General features: G+C 42.0%; 22 protein-coding genes and 1 tRNA gene. 9 read left to right on the forward strand and 14 right to left on the reverse strand.

Going from position 1 to position 20,142, the window contains the following annotated elements:
- Positions 1 to 3: 3 nt before the first annotated feature.
- Positions 4 to 1,278: a replication factor C large subunit gene (locus tag OXIME_RS06075; protein ID WP_393970957.1), complete on the forward strand. Its 1,275-nt coding sequence runs from the start codon at positions 4 to 6 to the stop codon at positions 1,276 to 1,278.
- Here OXIME_RS06075 and OXIME_RS06080 read toward each other — a convergent pair.
- Positions 1,275 to 1,565, reverse strand: a complete 291-nt coding sequence (locus OXIME_RS06080; RefSeq protein ID WP_393970958.1) for a hypothetical protein — start codon at positions 1,563 to 1,565, stop codon at positions 1,275 to 1,277. The two genes, OXIME_RS06075 and OXIME_RS06080, sit on opposite strands and share 4 nt — an antisense overlap.
- Positions 1,566 to 1,734: 169 nt before the next feature.
- Here OXIME_RS06080 and OXIME_RS06085 point away from each other — a divergent pair, with 169 nt between their 5' ends.
- Both OXIME_RS06085 and OXIME_RS06090 read left to right on the forward strand, forming a co-directional pair.
- On the forward strand, positions 1,735 to 2,331 hold the full coding sequence (locus tag OXIME_RS06085; RefSeq protein WP_393970959.1) for a 50S ribosomal protein L15e: 597 nt from the start codon (positions 1,735 to 1,737) through the stop codon (positions 2,329 to 2,331).
- Between the two features lie 12 nt (positions 2,332 to 2,343).
- A tRNA-Ser gene (locus OXIME_RS06090) sits at positions 2,344 to 2,424 on the forward strand.
- Between the two features lie 290 nt (positions 2,425 to 2,714).
- Here OXIME_RS06090 and OXIME_RS06095 read toward each other — a convergent pair.
- Together OXIME_RS06095 and OXIME_RS06100 are read right to left on the reverse strand one after the other, a co-directional pair.
- Entirely contained in the window at positions 2,715 to 3,512 is a 798-nt protein-coding gene (locus tag OXIME_RS06095; protein WP_393970960.1) for a sulfite exporter TauE/SafE family protein, read from the reverse strand.
- A gap of 7 nt (positions 3,513 to 3,519) precedes the next feature.
- The gene (locus OXIME_RS06100; RefSeq protein ID WP_393970961.1) at positions 3,520 to 3,867 is read right to left on the reverse strand and encodes a DsrE family protein; all 348 of its coding nucleotides are present in this window, start codon (positions 3,865 to 3,867) and stop codon (positions 3,520 to 3,522) included.
- A 259-nt stretch (positions 3,868 to 4,126) separates the two neighbouring features.
- Between OXIME_RS06100 and OXIME_RS06105 the strand changes: the two genes are divergently transcribed.
- The gene (locus tag OXIME_RS06105) at positions 4,127 to 5,032 is read left to right on the forward strand and encodes a hypothetical protein (RefSeq protein ID WP_393970962.1); all 906 of its coding nucleotides are present in this window, start codon (positions 4,127 to 4,129) and stop codon (positions 5,030 to 5,032) included.
- 38 nt (positions 5,033 to 5,070) lie between these two features.
- Here the strand turns inward: OXIME_RS06105 and OXIME_RS06110 are convergent, their stop codons facing one another.
- From OXIME_RS06110 to OXIME_RS06120, 3 genes are all read right to left on the reverse strand, one after another.
- On the reverse strand, positions 5,071 to 5,532 hold the full coding sequence (locus tag OXIME_RS06110) for a MarR family winged helix-turn-helix transcriptional regulator (RefSeq protein WP_393970963.1): 462 nt from the start codon (positions 5,530 to 5,532) through the stop codon (positions 5,071 to 5,073).
- Position 5,533: 1 nt separating this feature from the next.
- Positions 5,534 to 7,318: an MFS transporter gene (locus tag OXIME_RS06115; protein ID WP_393970964.1), complete on the reverse strand. Its 1,785-nt coding sequence runs from the start codon at positions 7,316 to 7,318 to the stop codon at positions 5,534 to 5,536.
- Between the two features lie 81 nt (positions 7,319 to 7,399).
- Positions 7,400 to 8,074, reverse strand: coding sequence for a helix-turn-helix domain-containing protein (locus OXIME_RS06120; RefSeq protein ID WP_393970965.1), 675 nt, complete (start codon positions 8,072 to 8,074; stop codon positions 7,400 to 7,402).
- A gap of 135 nt (positions 8,075 to 8,209) precedes the next feature.
- Here OXIME_RS06120 and OXIME_RS06125 point away from each other — a divergent pair, with 135 nt between their 5' ends.
- Together OXIME_RS06125 and OXIME_RS06130 are read left to right on the forward strand one after the other, a co-directional pair.
- Positions 8,210 to 9,052: a S26 family signal peptidase gene (locus tag OXIME_RS06125; RefSeq protein ID WP_393970966.1), complete on the forward strand. Its 843-nt coding sequence runs from the start codon at positions 8,210 to 8,212 to the stop codon at positions 9,050 to 9,052.
- Between the two features lie 32 nt (positions 9,053 to 9,084).
- Entirely contained in the window at positions 9,085 to 9,384 is a 300-nt protein-coding gene (locus OXIME_RS06130) for a hypothetical protein (protein WP_393970967.1), read from the forward strand.
- On the opposite strand, the gene ftsY is transcribed toward OXIME_RS06130, so the two are convergent.
- From ftsY to OXIME_RS06145, 3 genes are read right to left on the reverse strand one after another with little or no spacing between them, the layout of a single operon-like run.
- Positions 9,385 to 10,263: a signal recognition particle-docking protein FtsY gene (gene ftsY, locus OXIME_RS06135; RefSeq protein ID WP_393970968.1), complete on the reverse strand. Its 879-nt coding sequence runs from the start codon at positions 10,261 to 10,263 to the stop codon at positions 9,385 to 9,387.
- Positions 10,241 to 10,672 carry a prefoldin subunit alpha gene (gene pfdA, locus OXIME_RS06140; protein WP_393970969.1) on the reverse strand — a complete coding sequence of 144 codons (432 nt, stop codon included), beginning with the start codon at positions 10,670 to 10,672 and terminating at the stop codon, positions 10,241 to 10,243. The genes ftsY and pfdA overlap by 23 nt, the downstream gene beginning before the upstream one ends.
- Positions 10,662 to 11,921 (reverse strand): phosphoglycerate kinase, encoded by a 1,260-nt coding sequence (locus OXIME_RS06145; RefSeq protein WP_393970970.1) that lies wholly within the window; start codon positions 11,919 to 11,921, stop codon positions 10,662 to 10,664. Before OXIME_RS06145 ends, pfdA begins: the two co-directional genes overlap by 11 nt.
- Before the next feature lie 87 nt (positions 11,922 to 12,008).
- Between OXIME_RS06145 and OXIME_RS06150 the strand changes: the two genes are divergently transcribed.
- Positions 12,009 to 12,758: a sugar phosphate nucleotidyltransferase gene (locus tag OXIME_RS06150; protein WP_393970971.1), complete on the forward strand. Its 750-nt coding sequence runs from the start codon at positions 12,009 to 12,011 to the stop codon at positions 12,756 to 12,758.
- Positions 12,759 to 12,765: 7 nt separating this feature from the next.
- On the opposite strand, the gene agl3 is transcribed toward OXIME_RS06150, so the two are convergent.
- Positions 12,766 to 13,923, reverse strand: a complete 1,158-nt coding sequence (agl3, locus tag OXIME_RS06155) for a UDP-sulfoquinovose synthase (RefSeq protein ID WP_393970972.1) — start codon at positions 13,921 to 13,923, stop codon at positions 12,766 to 12,768.
- A gap of 88 nt (positions 13,924 to 14,011) precedes the next feature.
- On the opposite strand from agl3, the gene OXIME_RS06160 reads away from it, so the two are divergent.
- On the forward strand, positions 14,012 to 14,617 hold the full coding sequence (locus OXIME_RS06160) for a MarC family protein (RefSeq protein WP_393970973.1): 606 nt from the start codon (positions 14,012 to 14,014) through the stop codon (positions 14,615 to 14,617).
- Between the two features lie 12 nt (positions 14,618 to 14,629).
- Here OXIME_RS06160 and OXIME_RS06165 read toward each other — a convergent pair whose 3' ends face one another.
- The 4 genes from OXIME_RS06165 to OXIME_RS06180 form a co-directional block, all read right to left on the reverse strand.
- A complete protein-coding gene (locus OXIME_RS06165; RefSeq protein ID WP_393970974.1) occupies positions 14,630 to 15,385 on the reverse strand; it encodes an ABC transporter ATP-binding protein in 756 nt (251 codons plus the stop codon).
- Positions 15,386 to 15,441: 56 nt separating this feature from the next.
- A complete protein-coding gene (locus tag OXIME_RS06170) occupies positions 15,442 to 16,671 on the reverse strand; it encodes an MBL fold metallo-hydrolase (protein ID WP_393970975.1) in 1,230 nt (409 codons plus the stop codon).
- A 6-nt stretch (positions 16,672 to 16,677) separates the two neighbouring features.
- Positions 16,678 to 17,451: an S-methyl-5'-thioadenosine phosphorylase gene (locus tag OXIME_RS06175; protein WP_393970976.1), complete on the reverse strand. Its 774-nt coding sequence runs from the start codon at positions 17,449 to 17,451 to the stop codon at positions 16,678 to 16,680.
- Positions 17,452 to 17,540: 89 nt separating this feature from the next.
- Complete coding sequence (locus tag OXIME_RS06180; RefSeq protein ID WP_393970977.1) at positions 17,541 to 18,293, reverse strand: asparagine synthase C-terminal domain-containing protein; 753 nt, start codon at positions 18,291 to 18,293, stop codon at positions 17,541 to 17,543.
- Positions 18,294 to 18,343: 50 nt separating this feature from the next.
- Between OXIME_RS06180 and OXIME_RS06185 the strand changes: the two genes are divergently transcribed.
- The gene (locus tag OXIME_RS06185) at positions 18,344 to 20,140 is read left to right on the forward strand and encodes a PINc/VapC family ATPase (RefSeq protein ID WP_393970978.1); all 1,797 of its coding nucleotides are present in this window, start codon (positions 18,344 to 18,346) and stop codon (positions 20,138 to 20,140) included.
- Positions 20,141 to 20,142 lie beyond the last annotated feature (2 nt).

Raw genomic sequence — 20,142 nt, forward strand, 5'->3', positions numbered from 1 at the left:
TTCATGAGCTGGGCTGATAGATACAGACCAAGAAGCTTAAGCGAACTGATAATATCCACATCATCACTGGAGAAGATCTCGCAGTGGCTTGACCAGTGGAAAGAAGGAGTTCCTGTGAAAAAAGCACTTGTGCTCTATGGCCCACCTGGAGTTGGAAAAACAAGTGCTGCGCTTGCAATTGCACATGATCTTGGATATCCTTTTGTAGAGATGAATGCATCGGACCAGAGGAACAGGGAGAGCATGAAATCTATTGCACTTATGGCGGCCCTTTACCAGGATATTTCATCAGATTTTGGAATCCCCGGACAGAAGAAAATAATTCTCATAGATGAAGCAGACAGCATATTCGAGGGCAGAAGCAGTGAAACTGGTGGGGATACCGGAGGGATCTCAGAGCTCCTTAAGGTCATTCAGAGAACCAGCAACCCCATAATTATCACAATGAATAACTACTACGAGTTCAGACGAAAAGGGGCCGGAAAAGGTATCCTGGACAGTTCTCTGGCAATAGAATTTATTCCGTATAAAAGAAGAAATGACACAGACTACAAGTCATTTAAAGTGAGGCTGAACAGGAAGATATATGAGATCCTGCAGGCAGAGAATGTGAATGTTGACCAGAGATCAGTAAATGAAATTATTGAGAAGAACGGCACGGACATAAGATCTATCCTGAATGATTTGGAATCACTTCGCAATGGTTCCAGTTCCTCCGGCCTATCCCTTAGAGACAGCCAGATTTCCATATACAACGTTATGCAGGACACCTTCAGGTCAGGAGATTACCTGAAGGTGCTTGGCCATCTCTACGGCAAGGATTTTCAGACCGAAGACTACTTGATGTGGATGGACAAAAACCTCCCTGCCGAATGTGTCAACGAAACTGACCTTATGGAATCTTTTGATCTTATCTCATGCGCCGATATATTCATTGGTAGAGTTATGAAAAAACAGCATTATGCATTCAAGGGCTATGCTGAAGAGATAGCTGCCGGAGTATCATTCAAGATCAAGGATAAGAACCGGCATTATGTGAAGTATGAATTCCCATCATTTATAATGCAGATGTCAAAACTTAGAGAGAGGAGGAATGCAAGAAAGAGCCTTTCACTTAAGATGGGCAGGCTGACCCATATGAGTGCACGATATGCAATGGAATACCTGTGGTTCTACAATATAATGGACAGGCATTCACCGGATTTCGGCAGGTATATATCAGAAAAACTTTCGCTCACTGAACCTGAACTGGGAGTACTAAAAAGAAAAAGGCTCTAATGGTTTTGTTCTTCACTTACTTCTGAATGCGAAGCCATAAATTTTTTGCACTTCAGTATTGTGCCGCTGGTTATCAGGGTTACAGCTCCATGGCCATAGGAGTTCACATATTCTATAAAGCGTTTCTTCTTGAACTGGTCAGTAAGAAATATTGCATACTGCCCCCCAATATACTTCTTTTTTGCATGGAATACAGCGAAAAGATCCCTCTCAAGTTGTTGAATAATATCCTCCATTGAATTGCTATAAACCAAAACATATCTTTTCCTGAAGGGTGATCCTTTCACAGATAGGAAAGGCCTGAATATTTAACTAATTTTTCATCTGTTTCCAAAGAATATCAGAATGTTCTTAATTCATGCCGTAATAGCTTTTGGCAGTCTGGAAAAGTCTATGAGAACATATTTATATTCTTCATAACTTCTCCTATTCTGTTACAAGCAAAAGGCGATAATAATGAGTGAAGTTCAAAGTACTTACAGTGTTGTAAGGGATTCCTGGAAAAGTCTCAAAAGATCAGAGATATACAAATTGCACAAGGAAAGAATGATAGAGTGGAGAAACGGACCCTCTTTTGAGAGAGTTGAACACCCTACGCGAATCGACAGAGCAAGATCCCTTGGATTCAAGAGCAAAAAAGGATTCGTTATCGTCAGGGCAAGAGTTAGGAGAGGGGGAAGCCATCGCCCCAAAATAATGGGTGGAAGAAGGCCCAGAAGGATGGCGTATACCAAGATCACCCCGAAGAAAAGCATTCAGAGGATTGCTGAGGAAAGAACCGCTGGCAAATTCCCCAATATGGAAGTTTTCAATTCGTACTATGTTGGAGAGGATGGACTTTACAAGTATTATGAGGTCATTCTCCTGGACAGGACTGCACCGGAAGTCTACAAAGATTCTAAAGTATCATGGGTAGCCGAACCCCAGAATAAAGGGAGAGTTTATAGAGGATTGACATCTGCGGGTTACAAAGGCAGAGGTCTCCGTACAAACAGGTCTGGAAGTGATAAAAGCAGGCCATCCATAAGATCAAACGGCAGACTGAGGAGATAATTACTTAAATTTGCCGAGGTGGCCCAGCGGTACGGCGCCAGACTTGAGATCTGGTTCCCTTGTGGATCGGGAGTTCGAATCTCTCCCTCGGCGTATATGTTTACTGGAACCTTATTAGGGTAAAAATTTGGTTCATATAGATATTATTGGAATTCTAAATTTCACATGCCTTTATCCCATCAGAAGTGAGTTATGCTTCCACCAATAATACTTTAATATTTGGATATGGGGATTCTGTGATCCATGGCAATTAAAGTTGATTCATATTTTGAACGCATTGAAGCGCAGGAAAAACGCCTTAATCGACAATGCTTCTTATGAGGAAAACTGTTGATTTAAAGATTTGAAACATTCCATCTCTTATGTTAAAAATTATAAAAATATCACAAATGAAGGACAACAGTATAGTTCTGGTACATTATGTAAAATGCCACAACAATAACTACCATTGCAAATATCTGTGTAAGCCTTCTCTTTGGTACCCTACCTGCAAATCTTGCACCAAACCATCCGCCAAATATCCCTCCGATTATAAAAAGTGCAGAGATGATGATATCCAGATCTCCGCTTATTGCATACCTGGCCGCCGTTATAACCCCAAATGTGCCAACTGCCATCAGAGATGTGCCTACCGCCTGAAGTATGTTAAGACCGCCTCCGAAGAGAAGTCCGGGAACTATGAGGAAACCGCCACCTATCCCAAAATACCCAGAGGCGAACCCCACAATAAGACCTGTCAGAATAAGTATGGCCAGTGATCTGGAGGAGTTGACAATTTTCCTCTCAACCTGTGACATGTCCACACATTTTCTCTTAAGCATGTAAATAGCAATGCCAATCATCAGGAAACTGAAAAAGAAGAGAAGATCGTTTCCGGGAGTTAGGAGACCAAGTTCAGATCCTGCAAGCACGCCTGCTATACCGGGTATTGTGAACTCAATCCCTACCTTATAGTTAACATGTTTTTTCAATGTATGAGGAATAAGATTCAGATATGCGTTTATACCAACTGCAAGGGCAGTTGTTCCGATTACAATATGTGGATGATCAAATCCTACAAAATAGATGAGCAATGGTATTGCAAGTATGGAGCCGCCTCCACCTATTAGCCCAAGTGAGAACCCTACCAATATCCCGGAAATAACTGAAAGAATGATCTGAACATCTGTTATTGGATACATTATATACCTAGAAGGTTATGACTGAATAACCATCCTGAATCCTTGCATCGGCTTCCACTCCACCGTAAACCATTTCTATTCCTGGAAATATGTCATCTTTAGTGAGGCCCTCACCAGCCATACTTACCTCACATATTTTCACGGGAATTGATAGTTTTTTTAAACCTTCTATCTGATCCATGAACTGCGGGGAACTTTTCTGTTTTTTATTTGCCGCTTGTACTCCTCTTCCCAGAAACATAAATTCAACAGTTGACCTGGCGTTTTTTACAGCATTTATAGCGAAGTTAAATGACACCATTTCACTGTTAATATTTTCCTTGCCAGTTATAAGCATAACAAGAATTTTTGCCATATTCAGTCACTTTTTTTATTTATGGGGAGGATTGCCATATTAAACTTAAGGATTGTGCGTCACCATAATCTAAGCACTTTCGCTTTATACTATTAACAATATTAGGATTATTTCCGTATTTCGTCATGGTATGAATGAATTATTCATTGCCCTTAAATAGCATAATAACTTTTTATTATTATAGGTTGATATAAATGTCCGACATGGGTTTGACAGGTATGTTCAACATACACAACAGACCTTGAATGGTGAATTAAAGATGATGTCTTACTTCATTAAGAGAATAGATTCCATTTTTTACCAGCAGTCTTTTGAAGCAGTCAACGAGTTTTTTTCCGGTTTTTCCTCGCAAACCGAGATGGTAGAGTGGATGCGAAAAAGGAAGAGACAAGATCCGGTAATTTCAGAGGTAGATGGAAAGGATGACATAATAGCAGTGATTGCTGGCAATAACCCAGCAGAGATGATGGGAACAGATACTAAGAAAGATCTTTTCAGCGAATTCAGGAAAATTTACTCAGGAACTTGTATTAGAATACCGGATTACTCACTGTGCATTAACGAAAGCATAAAACGCGCCCTTAAATATGACCCAGAATGGATTGCTATTTCCAGCCCAAACACTCATGTATATGGCAAAAGCCGTGACCTGATGAGGGCAGTTAAACTGGCCCACAATGAAGAAAACCGGATACTGATACCCAATCCCTCCCCCTTAAGATCCAGATATATAAGAATAGGTAAGAGAAATTTCCTTTCGGGGAAAATCAATATTAACCGCCTTGAAAAATGGGCATATGGAATAGAAGAGAAACTTTCCGGCAAATTTGGCGATATTTACATAGCAGAGCCAATGGATATTCTGCACAGGGCTGTATACAGATGGATATTCAGCGCTGCAAACACATCTTCGTTTATAGTTCTTTCAGCAGATTGGTTAAAGTCCATGGGGGGTCATGTCATGGATGAGACGTTTACAAGTGCCTACTGTGAGGTTGACTTTTCCATAAGGCACACTGGGAAAGCCGGAAGTGTAAATTTCATAAATCTGCCATACAGATCAAGGAAGCGAAAAGCTTCTGGACTGTCCTTGCCATTTGAACATGCATGGGACCTTTGCAACCGCATTTACATGACCCATAAAATTAATAATTCTTACTATTGAACCACTTTAAAAACTGGAGATGATCCATTAATTATGTCCTATTCATCTGCCTTTATGGAACATGTTTCAACTATGCTGTCCTTGAGATCATCCAAAAGGACCTTCAGTCTTGAAAGGGATTCAGCGTTCATTTTTTCAAGACTCATGGCAATATATTCAGTGTGGTGGGACTTTGCTTTTTTGAACAGATGGATTCCTGCTTCCGTTATGACCAGATCGATAATTCTTCTGTCTTCTGTATTTCTTACCCTCTTGACAAGTCCGTTTTTCTCCATTGTATCTATGAGTCCGGTGATCCATCCGGGGGTTACCATTATGAGATTTGCCATCTGGACCATTGGCATCTTACCGTCTTCAAAAAGATGACGCAGGATGGAATATTCTGTACTCCCAAGCCCCATGGTCTGAAGGTTTCTGTCAACTCCTTTTTTCCACACCTTCCATGTCTCAAGAAATGTCCGCCAGACCTCTATTGAATCCGTATTTTTGTTTTCAGCCATATCATTTCACCTTTGATCCTATAGGTCCTGCCCTTTTGCTTTCTACTGAAACCTTTTCATTGCTGGAACCCTTTGAATGAGACCCATGATTGTTATCCTGCGAGATTTCATTTCCGGGGTGCGCGTATTTCTTCCCCCTCAGTATTGAAAGAATCGCAGCTACTGCCGAGAGTGTACCTCCGATATAGAAGGAATCCCTGAGAGCATGCATGATGGCAGGTCCAAGAGCCCCTGGAAACCATGTCTTTGCTGTCATTATGCTTATAGATGAACTGCTCAATGATGAATAAAGGTTTGGTGCTGAAGCATGGATGGATGAGAGGATTGTTGTCATGGGGTTATACCCAAGAAAAGCTGCAAATATAGCCTGGGTGGGAGGGAGAGAATCAAGCGCTGATTTCAGCTGCGGAGCACCTGCTGCTGTCAGTGCTATATTGAAATAATGGGGAAGATTGGTTGAAAGTGCCAGTATTACAATTGTAAAAAATATTCCCATACTTGCAGTTTGTGCAACATTCCTCATTGTTGCCACCATTCCAGATGAAACTCCTCTGTTCTCGGCCGACACTGAGTTCATAATTGCTGCGGTGTTGGGTGCAGCAAACATTCCACTTCCGAACCCAAGCATGTAAAGGGTAAGGCCAAAAGGAAGATACGAGAAGGTGTAAGAAAAGAATGTTAGTATTATAAAGGCCCCTGCTACTATAAACATCCCAATTGTTGCTATCCCCCTGGCTCCATATCTGTCAGAAAGGGCACCACCCAATGGGCCCATGGTAAGGAATCCGAGAGTCATTGGGATCATGTATATTCCGGCCCAGAATGGCGTGGAAGCAAAGGAATAACCGTGCAGCGGTAGCCACACCCCCTGGAGAAGAATAATCAGCATGAACATAACCCCGCCACGTCCAAGGGATGAAAGGAGTGATGCAAGGTTTCCAAAGGCAAATGCCCTTATTTTAAAGAGAGATAGCCTGAACATAGGCTGTTTTACCCTCATTTCCACGAAGGGAAATATTATCAGGAGAGCTGCACCTGCAAAAAGTCCAGCGATTACCCATGGGTTGGACCATCCCATAACATCTTTCCCATATGGGAGAAGAGCGTATGTAAGAGCAAGGAGAAAGATGGTTATGCCCCCTCCGAACACTATATTTCCAACATAGTCAATACGCTGAGTTCTGTCTCTCACAGAGTTGTCCTTCAACTTTGTCAATGACCATACAGTGCCCAGAATTCCGATTGGAACGCTTACAAGGAAAACAAACCTCCAGTTTATAACTGCCAGAACTCCACCCAGAATAAGACCTATGAACGACCCACCCAGTGCCGCAACCTGGTTCAATCCCAGGGCTTTTCCCCTCTCGCTTAAAGGAAATGCATCTGTGAGGATAGCAGTGCTGTTTGCGAAGAGAAAAGCCCCGCCAAGGCCCTGAATCAGTCTGAATATTATTAGTTCAAGTGCACCGGTTGTACCCTTCCCCGGGGTTAAAAAAAGCAGTATGGACCCTGCGGTGAATATTACAAAACCGAGATTAAAGAGCCTTGTTCTGCCGTAGATATCTGACAGCCTTCCGATTGTCAGCAGTATTACTGCAGTGATTATATTGTAACCCATTATCATCCAGATCAGGTAAAGAAAGGTACCTGGAGCAAATGGATTCAGGTCGATTCCCCCCTTACCCAAAATTGCCGGTAGAGAGATCAAGATTATGGTTCCGTTTATTGCTGCCATAAGAACCCCAATTGTTGTATTGGAGAGCGCCACCCATTTGTAATGTACCATGATTATCTATTGATAAATAATACAACCTATAAATTATTTACCTTAACTGGTAAAGTATAATAAGATGGAAAATTTTCATCATCATCTCAATGTTGCCATTGCCTTTGAGATATCCTTCACTTCCATCTCAGTGCTTATAAGAGGTATGTCTTCAATCTCAGCAAGCTTGATGGCCAGTTCGTCTATCCTGTCAGGTTTTATATATACTACTGCAGCAGGCTTAAGTGGATGCACCCTGATGGCTATCATGGGACTCCTGCCCATCTTTACTTCAGTAAAAAATATAACTCTCTGGCTTGACCATCCATAGAGTTTGTTATATTCCGAATAAGAGAAGGAAAGTATACCCTTTATTCCATCCACAATAGTATATCCACGAATGTACCTGTTGAGGCCAACCACAGAACAGTTTGTACCCTTTATAAGCCTTATTACCCTCTCCAGCGAAACATCGTGATTATAATCACCCAGATCAAGAAGAGCATCGGAAGGGACACCGCTGTTGTACCTCCTCAAGATAAGGCCTCCTCTGTGCCTGTCGATCTCAATTAGTGCATATACTATCTTCCTTATTGATGTCACACCTGGAGATTTTCTCCTTCCTGATTCATAATCACTTATCACTGATGGGGAAATTCCCAGATATTTGGACAGATCAAGCTGAGATACGTTAAACTCTTCCCTCCATTTTCTTATTGTTTCACCTGGGTTTTCGGATATGGTTATCTCTCCGGCAATCTTTTCATGAAGTTCCACAGTTGTGTAGATATGTTATGGATAAAAATATGTTGTGTTGACCTCAATTTATAAAATTTATCTGAATTAAACTATTTCCTCGTTCACTCAACCTCTTCTTACGTACCTTCATTTTTCCATATTTTCAATGAATTCATGGAAAATTACTTTTTTAATGATTTCATTGGGGGGAAAGTGTCGTTAAAAACTAAGGGAAAGCCATGGTATCTGTACGCCATAGTTGCTTTTGTTCTTTTAATACTTATTCTCACGATTTATGCTGGAACCTGGCCACCTTTTTCGGTTGTGGAATCTGAAAGCATGGAACATGGGTCTACCTGGACTCCAGGTGTAATAAATACTGGTGATATAGTATTCGTTAAAAAGGTTCAGGACCCTGAGAAGAATGTTATAACCTACGTTGTAGGGAGGACAGAAAATCTTCCAAAAAGCTATGGAGAATATGGAGATGTGATACTGTATCATGCTCCAAACGGACTCACAATAATACACAGAGCTATATTCTATCTTCAATGGAAAAATGGATATCCTCTGGTGGATGGCTATGTGGGACAGCCCTGGATAAATATAACCAAAAATTACATTCTAATAGACAGGGTTGGATACAGTTCCCGCAATCTTGTGGTTTATCTGAGCAATATAAGGGATGAGAGCGGATTCATAACAATGGGTGATTATAATCTTGCACATTTTGGAATTTTTGTGCCAAGTCTGGATGCCTACAGGGCTGCTGATCAGGATCCGCTGTTTTTTGGTTTTCCCCCTATAAAGCCCTCCCAGGTTGAGGGGATTGCATTCGGCCAGATACCGTGGTTTGGCCTCATCAAACTCAACATAATGAGAATCTTTGGGGAATGGCCTGATTACAACGAAGTTCCCAGGTTTGCATATGACTATCTGGTGCTTTCATTGGCTGGAATTTTCACAGCAGTTTTCTTCCCATACGAAAAGGTGATCGGGAGAAAAAGGAAAAAATGAATTAAGAAAGAAGCTTTGCAGTATGATCGCAAATGCTGTTGAGTTATATTGCCATTGCAATTTCCGTAGTCGCTGTGGGAGGATGGGTATACATGTTCTATAGATTTAAGTCACTAAAGCAGGCTGGTATGGAATCGGAGAAAGACTCAGAGTCCAGTATGAAAGCCGCTTTTGAGGAATATAATAGATTCCTCTCGCAGATAAAAAGAAACCTTGACCTTCTCAATACAAGAGTGGGAATCAAACTGGAAGTAAAACCCTTGAACATGGAAATAGTGAACCGGATTGGCACCTCACAGGAACCTGATGCAGAGAAGCATGAACAGAAATAATCATGGGATTATTTTACCTATATACCACTTTGGGTCAAATTTTATGAGATCGTCGAAACCCTGCCCTGTGCCCAGGAAAAGTACAGGTTTTTTCAGCTGGTGCACTATGGTCAGTACTGCCCCCCCTCTTGCATCTGTATCAAGTTTGGTGAGAATAACAGCATCAAACTTTATCTCATTCATGAATACCTCTGCCTGGTTATAGGCATCCTGCCCGATCATTGAATCCAGAACCATGACAGTAAGATCGGGTTTTGCCACCCGCTTTATCTTTCTCATCTCATCAATAAGATTCTTGTTTGTCTGCATCCGTCCTGCGCTGTCAACAAGCACATAGTCTATATCTCTTGCCTTTGCATGCTCAATAGCATCGAAGGCCACTGAAGATGGATCACTGCCTGCTGTATGCTTAATTACGTTCACGCCGATATCTGAACCCAATGCAGATATCTGTTCTATAGCACCCGCTCTGAAGGTGTCAGCTGCCGCCAGTACCACTCTTTTCCCATTCTTCCTGAGATAGCTGGCAATCTTTGAAATGGTGGTTGTTTTCCCTGTTCCGTTAATTCCCAGAAAAAGGATTACATATGGCTTTTTCGGAGCGTTGAGTATATCTAAGGCCGGTGGGATTTCATTTAGAATCTCTGTGATAGTCTCTTTGAGATATTCCTTCACAAGATCCATTTCAATCTTCCTTCCGGATTTAATAATCCTCCTGTCAAGCCTCTCTGTTATGATCTGTGCTGTGTCGTAGTCCACGTCAGCTTCCAGAAGTATATTTCTAATGGTGTTTTCCACCTCGTCCCTACGGATTATTTCTGTGCCGGATGTTGAACTTTTGAAAAGTTTGATGAATTTATTCTTGATTCCTTCGAACATCCTTCTTTGCTCCCATCTGGCTCTGGGCTGCAGCCAATATTGTATCATAACGCCTTGAGATTTCATCCCTCTGGCTGTTCAGTCCGGAGATTGATGTTTCAACTTCTTTCATATTCCCTTCAAGCCTTGTCCTTACTGCAGCCGGATCCTCGTGTATAAAAATATCCGATCCTATCGGGACAAGAAGCTTACCGCCCAGTTTAAGCGTGGCTTCCATGAAAATGCCTGCCCCTATTGCAACCCTTGTTTCCTTTGATGCTGCAATATTGGAGTCTGTAAGTGCCAGATGAGCCTTCCTGAGCTCTTCCAGCCCTCTAACAAGTGTGTTGACCTGTCCGTCTATGGATTCAATCAGTGATCTGAGATAATTCAATTCCTCTGTTACGTTGACTCTTGATTCATTTTCCATTTACTTTACCCTTGAAAATTCTTTTACTCTCCCTGAGAGCTTCCAATACTGGCATGGGTTCACCGGATAAATAGCTTATGAGAGCGCCCCCTCCTGTGGAGGCGTGATCCATCCTCTTCATAAGACCCAGATGTTCCAGAGCACTAAGGGTATGGCCTCCTCCTGCAATTTTCAGAGCATCTGACGATGCCAGTGCAGTTATGACCTCCCTGGTTCCCACTGAATATTCTGGAATCTCATATATCCCCATTGGTCCATTCATGAAAATGGCACCTGCCGATTCTATGATTTCTGAATACTTTGCAATGGTCTCCAGACCTATGTCAGCAATTGTTTCATCATCAGGGATCTTATCATCCATTGACACTCTTTTCCCCGAAGGACTTAAAACTGCGTCCATGGGCATTATGATCTTCCCAGGATGATCCCTGAGTATATTCCTACATATCTCAAGGAGGCTTTCATGATTCTTGTTGTTTTTCATAATGAAATCCCTGTTCTTCTTCCCTATGTCTTTACCTGAAGCCCAGAGGAAAATATTCCCCACAACCCCACCGGTAATTATACCTGTAACTGTGTCAAGATCCAGGAAACTTCTGGAAACTTTAATTGAGTCGTCAATCTTGGACCCGGCAAGAATGGCAAACTTTGGATTTTCTTTGCCAAAGCGAAAACGATCAAGCATAATAACCTCCTTTTCTACAAGTTTCCCTGCAATGTTCGGCTTTAGACGGTGGAACCCGACAAGGCTTGTCTGCGACCTGTGGATTGCTGGGAATGCATCAATAACAAAATAGTCGAACAGCGGTTCAAGTCTTTTCACAAAATTTGACTGTTCCATTCTCTCTATGTCATCTCCGGGAATATCGGTCTCTTCAGAGTAGAAACGTGAGTTTTCCAGCATTATGATCTCGCCTTCCGCCATTGATGATATGGCACCTCTTGCTGAAGAGCTGTATAATTCATCTACGAAGGTTATCTTCCTTCCTATTATCCTCTGGAGCTGTCTGGAATGATGCTCGAGAGTTGTAAAATCATCCTTTCCCGGCCTGCTCTGATGGCCTACCAGGACAACCTTGGAATGTCTCAACGTGCTTATTGTCTCTGTGTGGGACAGAAATCTTGAGATCCCGATAATCTCCCCTGTTATTGGGTTTATTGGGGAATTTATGTCCAGTCGCAGATATACGGTTTTCTCTTCCAGATCAAAATCATCCATGGTAAAAAAGTCAGGAGATAATTTGGCCATGTCCAGTAATCTGACGGAATGCATATATTGATTTCGCAGGATCACAAAATGAGGGGAAAATAATAAACAACCAGGATATCATGGTGTGTGCCCAGATGTGTGATCACTGCAGCCGGTCTGGGAAAGAGATCCGGCCTTGACGGAAAATTCAGGAAAGAGATGCTTCCAGTATACGATTTCCGAGATGGGGGGATTGTACTGAGACCCATAATTGACTGCATAATAACACACCTCATGAAATCTGGCATAGACGATTTTATTGTTGTCCTTGATCCTGGAGATTCTGTGACCCAGAACTATCTCTCCTCTGAATTTAGAAACATTAAATATGTGTATCAGGAAAAAAAGGCAGGTTTTGGCGATGCAGTTTCCAGATCATCTCAAATTCTTGAGGGAGATTCATTTCTTCTAAACGCAGGAGACGGCCTGATACTGGACATGGAATTCCTTAATTTTTTTGTGCAAAAAGTATTGTCTGATCCCCAGTCAAACCACCTTTGCCTCATGCATGTGGATGATCCAGATCGCTATGGAACGGCAGAATACTTTGTTTCAGGGGATCACATGGAGATAGTGTCAGTGGTGGAAAAATCCCATAACCCACCTTCCAATCTGGCACTTTGTGCCTTTTACTACCTTACCGACAGCGTAATGAAAAATATCGAAAGAACAGGTACAAATATAGAACTGACGCCTGCCATAAATAAAAGTATAGAGGAGGGGGTTCCAACTCATGGATACATTATTGACAAATCAAAATGGATAAGTGTAGGAGTGTCGGAGAGTTATATTGAAGTGCTGAAAAGGTCCCTTGATTATGCCAGATCACGCCTCTGAACCAGCCTTATGCTTTCCATAATGTCTTTGGAATTATTGATTCCCTGTGTTTCAATATCCTGTCTCTGTATTTTTCAAGGTCTTTGAGAATAATTGATACCTCCTGCCTGAGTTCCCTCTTTCTCCTGTATCCCAAATCCTTAAGTTTCTGGTTCTCAGGATGGTAATAATGATCCTCCAATTCTACACGGGGGTTTTCAATATGTTTTATCTCTGCATTCTTTCCGGTCTCCTGATGATATACCTGCTGAACAGTTTCTGCAAGGTAATTTACGGTGTAATATTCATCAAACTGATTATAAACCCTGTATTCCCCCCTTTCAGGCGGTTTTCTTATACCCAGTGCAAGACAGGAAACGCTGTCTTCCAGTGAAAGAAATCCTCTTGCCTGGTTCCCCTTCCCATAGGGTGTTATTGGAATGCCTGCCACGGCCTGCGCACAGAATCTATTAAGTGCAGTCCCCCAGACCTCATCTGTATCAAATCTTGTAAAAAGCGCAGGATATATTATATCTTCTGTCCTTGTTCCGTAAACAACACCCTGCATTACATCGGTTACTGAGAGTTCCCACACACGGTTTGCAAACATAAGGTTGTTTGTATCATGAACCTTTGTCCAATGATACCATGATCCTGCATTTTTCGGGAAAGGAAGGCGATCCTTTCTTCCTCTGTATTCGATATCAAAAAATCCCTCAGGTATGTCTATGTTTGGAGTGCCGTATTCTCCCATCGTCCCCAGTTTAAGTATATGGCAGTCTGGAACCTGGTCCTTTACCTCATAGATAAGATTTATTGTGCTAACAATATTCTTTACCATGGTCTCTTTGGCCTGTCTCAGTCCCATCATAGAATAGGGCGCTGATCTCTGCTCAGCCAGATGCACCACAGCATCTGGTTCAGTTGATTTTATTGCTTCATGCATCTTTTCTGAATTGCTCACATCACCTCTGAAGAATTTTATATCTCCAAGACCTCTTTTACCTACCTCGGCAATTCTTTTCTCCATTGAACTTATGGGAAGTGCTGATTCAGAATGGACTTCCCTCACACGCCGCCTAGTATAAAAATTATCTATGCCTGTGACTTCATGGCCTTCTCTCAAAAGACGAAGCGCAAGAGGCCAGCCGATGTAACCATCGATTCCCATTATCATGACCTTCATGTATTGAGTTAAGGAATTACGCTTAAAATTCTTTCATAATTTTCAGTTGGCGTTGATTAAATATAAGTGGATGTTATAATCTACATGTTTGTCGTTAGCTGTTGATTTCCTGAAGGTATTTATTCCTCTATTCGTAGTTATTGACCCTTTCAGCAGCCTGGTTCTTTTCATGTCCCTTACATCTGGAATGGACGCAAAGGCAAAAAAAGCCATAACTGCAGACGCAGTTCTTTATGGAGGTATAATACTGATATTTTTTGCACTTGTTGGCAATTTTATCTTACTTTTTTTCGGTATTTCAATTCCTGCCCTTGAAATTGCCGGGGGCCTTATACTTCTTATAATGGGTATCGAAATGGTGAGGCAGGGAGACAAGCCTCCCTCTTCTGGAGGAAGGTCTCCAGTATCAGATGTTGGCATAGTGCCTCTTGCAACCCCTCTCCTGGCCGGACCAGGAGCAATATCCCTTGTTATAATCCTCATGGAGGGTAGCATTGCAACAAAAATAATGACCATGGTTTCAATAGTGCTTCTCTTTCTTATCGTATATATTTTCTTCTTTTTTTCAGGCAGGATTGACAGACTTTTTGGGGATAAGGTTATGAAGGTTATAACGAGAATCTTTGGCGTGCTTGTGGCAGGTTTCGCTGTTCAGTATTTCCTCAACGCCCTCTCGCTTCTTGGCCTTAAATGATAAATTTCCATATTATGATGACATTATTGTGAGAACTTCATCCACAGTTTTGTAGAACTCTTCGCTTCTGGTGTTCCTTGGCCTGGGAAGATCTATCCTCTTAGCCTCTATAACTTTACTTGGACGCCTGCTCAAAACTATTATGCGGTCGCTCATCTGAACGGCCTCGTCCACATTGTGGGTTACCATGAGTACTGTATGCGGCGGAAGATCGGGTGATTCCCAGAGGTCCAGAAGTTCCTCCCTTATTGCCTGCGCAGCAAATACGTCCAGTCCCACAAAAGGTTCGTCCAGAAGCATGATATCCGGAGATGTTGCAAGGGCCCTGGCAATTGACACCCTCTGCTTCATTCCTCCGGAAAGTTCCCTTGGATAAGCCTTTTCAAACCCGTCTATTCCCACCATTTTTATGAATTTTAATGCAATTTCTTTCCTTACTTTCTTGTCCCTTTCAATTGGCTCAATAACTGTCTCAACATTCTGGAGAACGTCAAGCCATGGGAACAGTGCAGGATTCTGGAATACCACTGACAATCTTGACCTGTTGCTGCTTATAGGTTCTCCATTGACCATAATGGAACCTGATGATGGTTCAATCAGCCCCAGAATCATCTTTAGAATTGTTGATTTCCCGCAGCCTGATGGACCTATGATGGAGACAAATTCATCCCTCTCAACAGAGAATGTGACATCGTCTATGGCCACCAGGTTTGTCTTGCCCATGTTATATTCCATGCGCACATTCTTCAATGTGAGGAGTTCTGCCACATTTGGTTAACGGAAAGATATATATGTAATATATGTAATTTTTACAGGTTATGAACTCAGTTCACTTCAAACTCTTTTCCGTTGAATGGCAGAGTTACGTCGTATTCTGTAAGGTCTTTTGCCAGTTTTTCCCTCTCGTCACCATGGCACAAGATTATTTTCTCTGGATCAACCGCCTTTACAAACTCGATGAGATCATCATGTCCTGCGTGTGCAGACATATCAAAGAACTCAAGTTTCATTTCAGGTTTAACAGTTGCTCCTGCAATGTTTATTGTGCCGTTTTCCATCAGTGACCTTCCGTTTGTGCCCTCTACCTGGTAACCTGTAAGGAATATTGCACTCTTCGGGTCGTTCATGAGCTGCTGTATGTAAAACAGTACCGGCCCGCCGTCCAGCATTCCTGAAGTTGTTATGATCACATCTGCCTCGTCCACGATTCTCTGCCTCATTCCGTTGCCGCGAACCTGCCTTACCCTGCCCACAGATTTCCTGAAATCCTTTATTGATTTGAGGAAACCTGGGGTATTCAGGTAAATTCCCGTGATACCATTTCCCATTCCATCCACAAATATATTCAGGTCCATGTCGGAAAGTGTCATCATCAGTTCCTGTGTTCTTCCAACTGCAAAGGATGGGAGGATAACCTTCCCATGGTTGTCTATGACCTCCTTTATGTGATTCTTCAGTCTTGCCTTGACCTGTTCCCTGTCCTCATGGAACTTACCTGCGTAGGTGCTCTCCATGATGAGAATGTCTGTCTTCATGGGCTTTGCACCTGTGAGAAGTTTAGTGTCCCTTGTGTACAAATCTCCTGTGACCATTACTGATTTTCCGTTTTCGAATCTCCACATTGTGGAACCGGGTATGTGCCCTGCTGAATAAGGAGTAACTGTAAGTTCTCCTACGTTGAAACTTTCGCCGTATGTGGAGTTAATAAATGATCCATAGAGAGAATCTACATCATCTCTGTTAAACCTTGCCGGATATCCCTCCAGTCCCATTATCTTTATTGAATCGTTCAACAGTGGCTTCATGCTGTTTGCCGTCATTGCCGTGGCATACAGATCTGGTTTGTCCTTCTCGTAATATACGGGAAGAGCCCCTATATGATCCAGATGTGAATGTGTCACAAATATGCTGCTGACTTTCTCTGGTGGGAGTGGATATTGCGGAGGCTTCTCAGGTATTACACCGTAATCCACAAGGATTTTCTCCGTCTTGAACTCCATCTTTATTCCCAATCTGCCTACTTCTTCTGCTCCGCCTAAAAATTTTACTTTCATTTTTCCTCACGCTTTTGCATTTTCTAATCGTCTAGAACAGTTGCAGATTCTCTCGCCGTTTATTTTTGGGAGAGAATCTGTCAATAGTTTGGTGACCTTGACTTCGTTATGCTTCATTGTCTCCATTACCTCAAACGCATCTACAGGTTTATCTGCCCATACGTCGTAGTCCGTAACTGAAGCTATAACGGAATAACACATTGACATCTCGTCCGCCAGATTAATCTCCGGAACAAGTGTCATGCCTATGATATCTGAAAACTGCCTGAACATTTTTGATTCAGACCTTGTTGAGAACCTGGGCCCTTCCACAACTGCATATGTACCGGAACCATGGCAGGCAATGCCTTCTTTCCTGGCCTGTTCGGTAAAAATCTTTGTCATATGTGGACAGAATGGGTCTGCCATGGAAATATGGTAGACTTCCGGACCGTCGTAAAAGGTCAGTTCCCTTCTTCTTGTGTAGTCTATGAACTGGTCCGGGATAACAATATCACCAGGTTTCATTTCCTCTTTAAGAGATCCCACTGCGTTAATTGCAATAACTCTCTTGACACCTATGCTGTTAAGGGCCCATATGTTTGCTCTGTAATTTACCCTGTGTGGTGGTATTGTATGGTTTTTGCCATGCCTTGGTATGAAGGCCACCTCCACACCGTTGATCTTTCCAATTTCAATCTTTCCTGATGGTTTTCCAAAAGGTGTTTCAATTTCTACTGATTTTTGATTGGACAGCAAGTTATACAAGCCACTGCCGCCTATTATCCCTATAAAAGTCATTCTATCACTATATTCTAGTTAAATCCAATGGTAAATTTTAAACGAGTATATAATGTATGTGCAATCAGTATTAAGGGGATGAGTACAGATTAACGGCGAAACTTTTTCTTTACAATCTTCTGCATTCCTGATCCATACTGGGCAGCGGTTTTCCTCAAGTTTACAACTTCATCCGGTAGGCCTATCCTTCTTGCCACTGATCTGAGTATAAGCTTTCTTTCTTCTCCGTTAATATGCTGGTGCCGGGGAATTAAACTGGCAATATCAGTCACATCCTGCTTCATATAGGGTAATACCGTTATTTTTCCAAGGGAATCAGCCATTTTTTTCTCCCTTGGGCATGTAATATTAATGAGTTTCTCGATATCCTCTGCGTTTGTCAGATCCGGTTCCCGTTCATATTTCTGATAACCGTAAAAGAACTCGTCTGCACCCTGCCCGGTTACAACGTATTTCTCAGTGGCGTGCTTCAGTACAGATAGGAGAACTGCCTCGTATCCCAGATCTCCAGACTGGATTGCAGGATCGATTTCCAATATTTCATTGAAAAGTGAATTTATATCTATATAATCAAGTATGATCTCTTTCGCCTTGAATCCCAAAGTCTTGGATATTTTTCTTGAAGCTGAAATATCCTTTGAGTCAGAAAAACCTGTGGTGTAAGGATGAAGCTTGAAATCAGAAAGCGCCATGATTATTGTAGAGTCCAGTCCACCGGAATAGGAAAGGGCGCTGTTGTTTGAAGGGAGGTCGGAAAGCGTGTTTCTGACAGATTCAATGATGGCATCTATCATTGTCTGGTGAACATGGCCATCCACAGTTTTTTGGCTGTCGTTTTCCATATTTCATCTCCAATACAAAGCGATTATATAATCAAGGGTATTTACTTTTCGTGGATTACGTTCCGGATACTTCCGTCATTGTGGATGGCAGATTTAACAATTTCATAAAGAAGAAAGAGGGTTCTAAGGTTATACTGGCAGAGGCCATGCTGGCGGAAATAGAGCATCAGGCAAACCAGGGAAGGTCCATTGGCTTCGCTGCTCTTCAGGAACTGAAAAATCTCAGAGAGATGGCAGATGCCAATACCATATATCTGGAAGTTTATGGCAGAAGGCCAAGCGACTGGCAGATAGATAAGGCTAAATCAGGAGAGATTGATGAAATTATAAGATCAACCGCTGCAGAACTTGGAGCCACCCTTGTAACCGGTGATAACATACAGAAAGACCTTGCAATCATAAAGGGTGTAACTGTAGAATTCCTGGAACACCCAAAAAAAGTAATGCGCAGTATTGAAGAGTTTTTTGATGAAACCACTACCTCCGTTCATCTTAAGGCTGGGCAGAGGCCATTCATGAAGAAAGGAGTTCCAGGTGACGTCAGGATTGAAAGGCATGCTGAAGAACTGTCAAATATCATGGTGGAAAACATTGCAAATGACATTGTAAAGAGAGGAAAACTGGATGAAAAGTCATTCATAGAGATGGATTCCTATGGTGCAACAGTAATACAGCTAAGGGATATTAGGATAGTTATCACAAGACCTCCATTTTCAGATGATATAGAGATTACTGCAGTCAGGCCTATTGTGAAGCTTAATCTTGAATATTATAAACCTAGCGCTGAACTTATAAACAGACTGGAAACACAGGCGAATGGCATAATCATTGCAGGTGCTCCAGGGGCAGGGAAAAGTACGTTTGTTCAGGCGCTTGCTGAACATCTCAGCGATCAGATGAAGATAGTCAAGACCATGGAAAAACCACGGGATCTGCAGGTTAAGAAGGACATAACCCAGTATACAGAACTGGAAGGGTCCATGGAGAAAACAGGAGACATACTGCTTCTTGTCAGGGAAGATTACACTGTTTTCGATGAGATGAGGGTTACTTCAGACTTCAGGATATATTCTGATCTCAGGCTTGCAGGGGTTGGAATGGTTGGAGTGGTGCATGCAACCAGACCTATTGATGCACTCCAGAGATTCATAGGCAGGGTTGAACTTGGCCTCATTCCCCAGATAATTGACACAATTGTGTTTATAGATAAGGGGAATATTTCAAAGGTTCTTATAACTGAGTATGTTGTCAAAGTCCCCAGTGGCATGACACAGGAGGATCTATCAAGGCCCGTAATAGTTGTGAAGGATTTCTACACCTCGGTTCCAGTATACGAGATATATACCTTTGGTGACCAGATAGTTGTTGTGCCGGTTTCAAAGAAACAAGAAAAGAAGCCAATAGAGGCAATGGCTCTTGACAGAATAACAGAAACCATCAGGGATTATCTTGGAACATCCAATGTTAAAGTTTCCCTGAAAGATGAAAACCGTGCACTGATTCGGGTTGATGAAAAGTATATCCCAAGACTGATAGGTAAGAAGGGCGTTAATATTTCTGAACTTGAGAAGAAGATGGGGATCAAACTGGATGTTGAACCGGAGGTTTTTTCAGAGGAAGAGGATGGAAAAATAGAGGTGATTCCAGAGATCAAAAATAAAATTATTTATATGGACGTAAAGAAGAGAAATGTGAATGTTAGAATATATGCTGACAATATACTTATTCTTCAGGCAAGAAGCTCTTCAAAGGGGATTATAAGAATCAAGATGTCCAGTGATCTCGGAATCGCCATTACAAAGTATATAAAAGAGGGAAAGAAATTTACTTATTCACTGATTGAGTGATG

Origin of the sequence: Oxyplasma meridianum (genome assembly GCF_038024865.1) — an archaeon.
Lineage (GTDB): Archaea > Thermoplasmatota > Thermoplasmata > Thermoplasmatales > Thermoplasmataceae > Oxyplasma > Oxyplasma meridianum.